The following is a 4,288-nucleotide window of genomic DNA, read 5'->3' as shown; positions in this document are numbered from 1 at the left end:
GGAGGGGCGGGGGCCCGAAGCGGGCACTAGCCCTTGACGCTGCCGGCGAGCAGGCCCCGGACGAAGTGGCGCTGGAGGAGGAAGAACACCACCAGCGGCACGATCATCGACACGAACGCGCCCGCCGTCAGCCGGTGCCAGGCCTCGCCGCGGGTGCCCGCCAGTTCGGCCAGGCGCACGGTGAGCGGGGCGGTGGCGGTGTCGCCGCCGGTGAAGATCAGAGCGACCAGCAGGTCGTTCCACACCCACAGGAACTGGAAGATGCCCAGCGACACCAGGGCCGGGGTGATGAGCGGCAGCACGATCCTCAGGAAGATGCGGCCGTGCCCGGCGCCGTCCACCCGGGCGGCCTCGAACAGCGTCTTGGGCAGCTGCGAGATGAAGTTGTGCAGCAGGAACACGCCCAGCGGCAGCCCGAAGACCGTGTGCGCCACCCACACGTTGGTGAACGCCATCGCCCCGGTCAGCTCCCAGGCGGGCAGGATCTGCGCGCCGCCGATGACCACGCCCTGGGAGAAGAAGCGCAGCAGCGGCACCAGCGCCATCTGTAGGGGCACGATCTGGAGCGCGAAGATCCCCAGGAACACCCAGTCGCGCCCGCGGAAGTCGATCCACGCCAGCGCGTACGCCGCCAGCGCCGCCACGCCCAGCACGAACACCGTCGAGGGCAGCGTGATCACGAACGAGTTGATGAAGTGGCTGGCCAGCCGCCCGTCGCTGGCGCTGCCGAACAGCACGTCCCGGTAGTTGTCCAGGGTCACCTCGGGGGAGGCGAAGAACGTCCACCAGCCGGTGGTGCGGATCTGGTCGGCGGGCCGGAACGAGGAGATGAACAGCCCCGCGGTGGGCACCGTCCACAGCACGGCGATGACCAGCGCCGCCAGGCTCGCCGCCGACCCGCTCAGCCTGCGCCGCACCCGGGCGGCCGGGCCCGCGTCGCGGACGTCGGTGATGGTGGGGGTGGCGCTCATGACATCTCCCTCGCCTTGCGGGTGCGCCGGATCTGGAGGACCACCAGCGGGATGACCAGGACGAACAGGAACACCGCCAGCGCCGACCCCTGGCCGATCTGGCCCTGGGAGAACGCCTGGCTGTACATCTCGTTGGCGATCACGCTGGTGCCGTAGTTGCCGCCGGTCATGGTGCGGACGATGTCGAACACCTTCAGGGTCTGCACGGTGATGGTGATGAGCACGACCAGGACGGTCGGCCACACCGACGGCAGGGTGATGCTCCGGAACAGCTGGAAGGCCCCGGCGCCGTCGATGCGCGCCGCCTCGACGATCTCGGCGGGGATGGCCTTGATGGCCGCCGACAGCACGACCATCGCGAACCCGGCCTGCACCCAGATGAGCACCATGATCAGCAGGAACGTGTTCATCGGCTGGTGCAGCAGCCACAGCTGCGGCTCGCCGCCGAACCACACGACGATCTGGTTGAACAGGCCGTACTGCTCCTGGTCGGCGGGCCGGTAGGCGAACACGAACCGCCAGATGATGCTGGCGCCGACGAACGAGATCGCCATCGGCATGAACACCAGCGACTTGGCGACCGACTCGAACCGGGACCGGTCCACCAGCACCGCGTAGACCAGGCCGATCGCGGTGGACAGGACCGGCGCGAACAGCACCCACAGCAGGGTGTTGCGCAGCACCAGCAGGATCTCGGGCCGCCGGAACATCCACAGGTAGTTGGCGAGCCCGACGAACTCGTCGCCCGAGCGGTCGTGGAAGGACAGGTAGGTGGTGCGCAGGACCGGGTAGACGAGCCCGCCCACGAGCAGCAGCAGCGCGGGGGCGAGGAACAGGAACGCCTGCCACCGGTCGCGCCGGGTGCGGGGCACGTCGACGACGACCAGCAGCAGGCCGATGACGCCGAGGAAGGCGGCGATCCCGATGAGCATCCACACGATCTTGGGAAGCTCGTTCAGGAACGAGAACTCCATGGGTGGGGCCCCTTGTGAGTACCGGGTGGGGAAGGGAGACGGGGGAGGGGACGGCGATCCGGTCGCCGCCCCCGTCCCCCCGAGGGGCCGTTACGGCCAGGAGGACTCGATGGCCTCCAGGACGTCCTCGGTGGAGGTGCCGGTGACCCAGTCGACCATGCCGTTCCAGAACACGTTGGTGCCCACGGAGGAGGGCATCGCGTCGCTGCCGTCGAAGTGGAAGACCGTGTCGGGGGAGAGCAGCACCTCGGCGGCGAACTTGGCGGCCGGGTCCTCGATCACCCCCGGGTCCATGTTGCGGTTGGCCGACACCCAGGAGCCCTGGGAGGCGCGGCTCTCGGCGTACTCCGGGGTGGACAGGTACTCGTGGACCGCGGCGACCTCGGGCCGGTCGGCGAACGGGACGGCGAACTCGCCGCCGCCCATGACCGGGACCTCGGCGCCCGCCTCCAGCGGCGGCAGGACGAAGCCGTACACGTCGCCGTCCTCGGCGACGGTCACGTCGGCCTCGAACTGCGCGGAGTAGAACGACCCCATCAGGTACATGGCGCAGCCGCCGTCGAGCAGCGGCAGCCCGGCCTCCTGGAAGGAGGTGACGGCGATGCTCTCCACGTCGCCGAAGGTGCCGTTGACGAAGTCGGGGTTGCGGACGATGCCGTCGGTCAGCTCGAACGCCTCGGCGACCTGCGGGTCGTCGAAGGGGATCTCGTGGTTCACCCACTGGTTGTAGACGTCGGTGCCGGAGGTGCGCAGCAGCGCGTTCTCGATCCAGTCGGTTCCGGGCCAGCCGGTGGCGTCGCCGGACTCGAAGCCCACGCACCAGGGGCGGGTGCCGGCCTCGGCGATGGTCTCGCTGAGCTCCACCATCTCGTCCCAGGACTGGGGGACCTCGTAGCCGTTGTCGGAGAAGTAGGTCGGCGAGTACCAGACCATCGACTTCATGTTGGCGCCGTAGGGGGAGCCGTACAGCTCGCCGTCGAAGGTGGCGTAGCCGCGCCAGTCCTCGCCCCAGCCGTCCTCGACGTTGGCGCGGACGCCGTCGGCGACGGGCACCGCGTAGCCGTCCTCGACGACCCGCTGGAGCAGGCCGGGCTGGGGGATGAGGGCCAGGTCGGGGGCGTTGCCGCCTTCGAGGCGGATGGGCAGCTGGGCCTCGAACTCGCCGCTGCCCTCGTGCTTGATGTCGATGCCGGTACAGGCTTCGAAGTCGGCCCAGGAGCGGTCCATCCGCTCGGCCTCCTCGTCGCGGATGGAGGAGTAGATGCTGACGGTCCCCTCCACGTCCGACCACGCCTCGAAGGGGGCGCAGTCGACGTCGGCGGCGTCTGTACCGCCGCCTCCGCCGCCCTCACCGCTCAGGTAGGAGCAGCCGGAGGCGAGGAGGACGACGCCTCCCGCCGCGGCGACCAGCGCCAGGTGGCGGCGGTTCTTCCCAGGTTCTGTTCTCGGCATGGCTCTCCCTTGTGCGCGGGGACATGTGACTCGGGGCACGCTGGAACATGATGCAATCCGCATCCCATGAAAATGTCTACAAAATCCGCAAATAATTTCGTAACGATGCCGAAACGCCCTGGTCACCGCCCATGACCCGATGACTTCCCGGGCCCGCGGCACACTGGGTCCGCGCGCTCCCGCACCCGGTCCCCGGAGCCGTAAATTGGAGACATGTCCAACGCACCGCAGGTCCCCGAGCACGACGGCCCCGAGCTGCACGTCGCCCTCATCGGCTACGGCAAGGGGGGCGAGGTCTTCCACGCCCCGGTCATCGACGCGGTCCCCGGACTGCGCCTGTCCGCCGTGGTGACCGGGAACCCCGAGCGCGCCCGCACGGTCCGCGAACGCCACCCCGGCGCCACCGTGTACCCGACCGTCGCCGACCTGTGGGCCGACGCCGGGCGCTACGAGATCGCCGTCGTCACCACCCCCAACGACACCCACGCCCCGCTGGCCCGGGCCGCGCTGGAGGCCGGCATGTCCGTGGTGGTGGACAAGCCGTTCGCGCTCACCGCCGGGCAGGCCCGCGAGCTCACCGACCTGGCCGAGAAGCTGGGCCGGGTGCTGACCGTGTACCAGAACCGCCGCTGGGACGCCGACTTCCTGACCCTGTGGCACCTGGTGGAGGAGGGCGCCCTGGGCCGGGTGCACCGGTTCGAGTCCCGGTTCGAGCGCTGGCGGCCGCAGGCCAAGGGCACCTGGCGCGAGAGCGGCACGGTGGACAGCGGCGCCGGGCTGCTCTACGACCTGGGGCCGCACCTGATCGACCAGGCGGTCAACCTGTTCGGCCCGGTCGCCTCGGTCTACGCCGAGGTGGACACCCTGCGCGAGGACGTGCAGGCCGACGAC

Annotated in this window: 4 protein-coding genes; 1 reads left to right on the top strand and 3 read right to left on the bottom strand. The window is 70.1% G+C overall.

Annotation, left to right across the window (positions count from 1 at the left end; genetic code table 11):
• Positions 1-26: 26 nt before the first annotated feature.
• From ACJOT3_RS32945 to ACJOT3_RS32935, 3 genes are all read right to left on the bottom strand, one after another.
• Positions 27-971, bottom strand: a complete 945-nt coding sequence (locus ACJOT3_RS32945) for a carbohydrate ABC transporter permease (protein ID WP_406977044.1) — start codon at positions 969-971, stop codon at positions 27-29.
• A complete protein-coding gene (locus ACJOT3_RS32940; protein WP_406977043.1) occupies positions 968-1,945 on the bottom strand; it encodes a carbohydrate ABC transporter permease in 978 nt (325 codons plus the stop codon). Before ACJOT3_RS32940 ends, ACJOT3_RS32945 begins: the two co-directional genes overlap by 4 nt.
• Before the next feature lie 90 nt (positions 1,946-2,035).
• Positions 2,036-3,397 (bottom strand): ABC transporter substrate-binding protein, encoded by a 1,362-nt coding sequence (locus ACJOT3_RS32935; RefSeq protein ID WP_406977042.1) that lies wholly within the window; start codon positions 3,395-3,397, stop codon positions 2,036-2,038.
• 213 nt (positions 3,398-3,610) lie between these two features.
• Between ACJOT3_RS32935 and ACJOT3_RS32930 the strand changes: the two genes are divergently transcribed.
• Positions 3,611-4,288: Gfo/Idh/MocA family oxidoreductase (locus ACJOT3_RS32930; RefSeq protein WP_406977041.1), on the top strand; the 678-nt coding region annotated here is incomplete at its 3' end.

Source organism: Nocardiopsis protaetiae, assembly GCF_045446735.1.
GTDB lineage: Bacteria > Actinomycetota > Actinomycetes > Streptosporangiales > Streptosporangiaceae > Nocardiopsis > Nocardiopsis protaetiae.
The sequence above is the reverse complement of the archived record's forward strand: the minus strand, read 5'-3'. Positions and strand labels throughout refer to the sequence as shown.

Bases quoted from the DNA above. Each gene is read 5' to 3' on its own strand.
- ACJOT3_RS32945 (WP_406977044.1), bottom strand. From the start codon at position 971: ATGAGCGCCACCCCCACCATCACCGACGTCCGCGACGCGGGCCCGGCC.
- ACJOT3_RS32935 (WP_406977042.1), bottom strand. From the start codon at position 3,397: ATGCCGAGAACAGAACCTGGGAAGAACCGCCGCCACCTGGCGCTGGTC.
- ACJOT3_RS32940 (WP_406977043.1), bottom strand. From the start codon at position 1,945: ATGGAGTTCTCGTTCCTGAACGAGCTTCCCAAGATCGTGTGGATGCTC.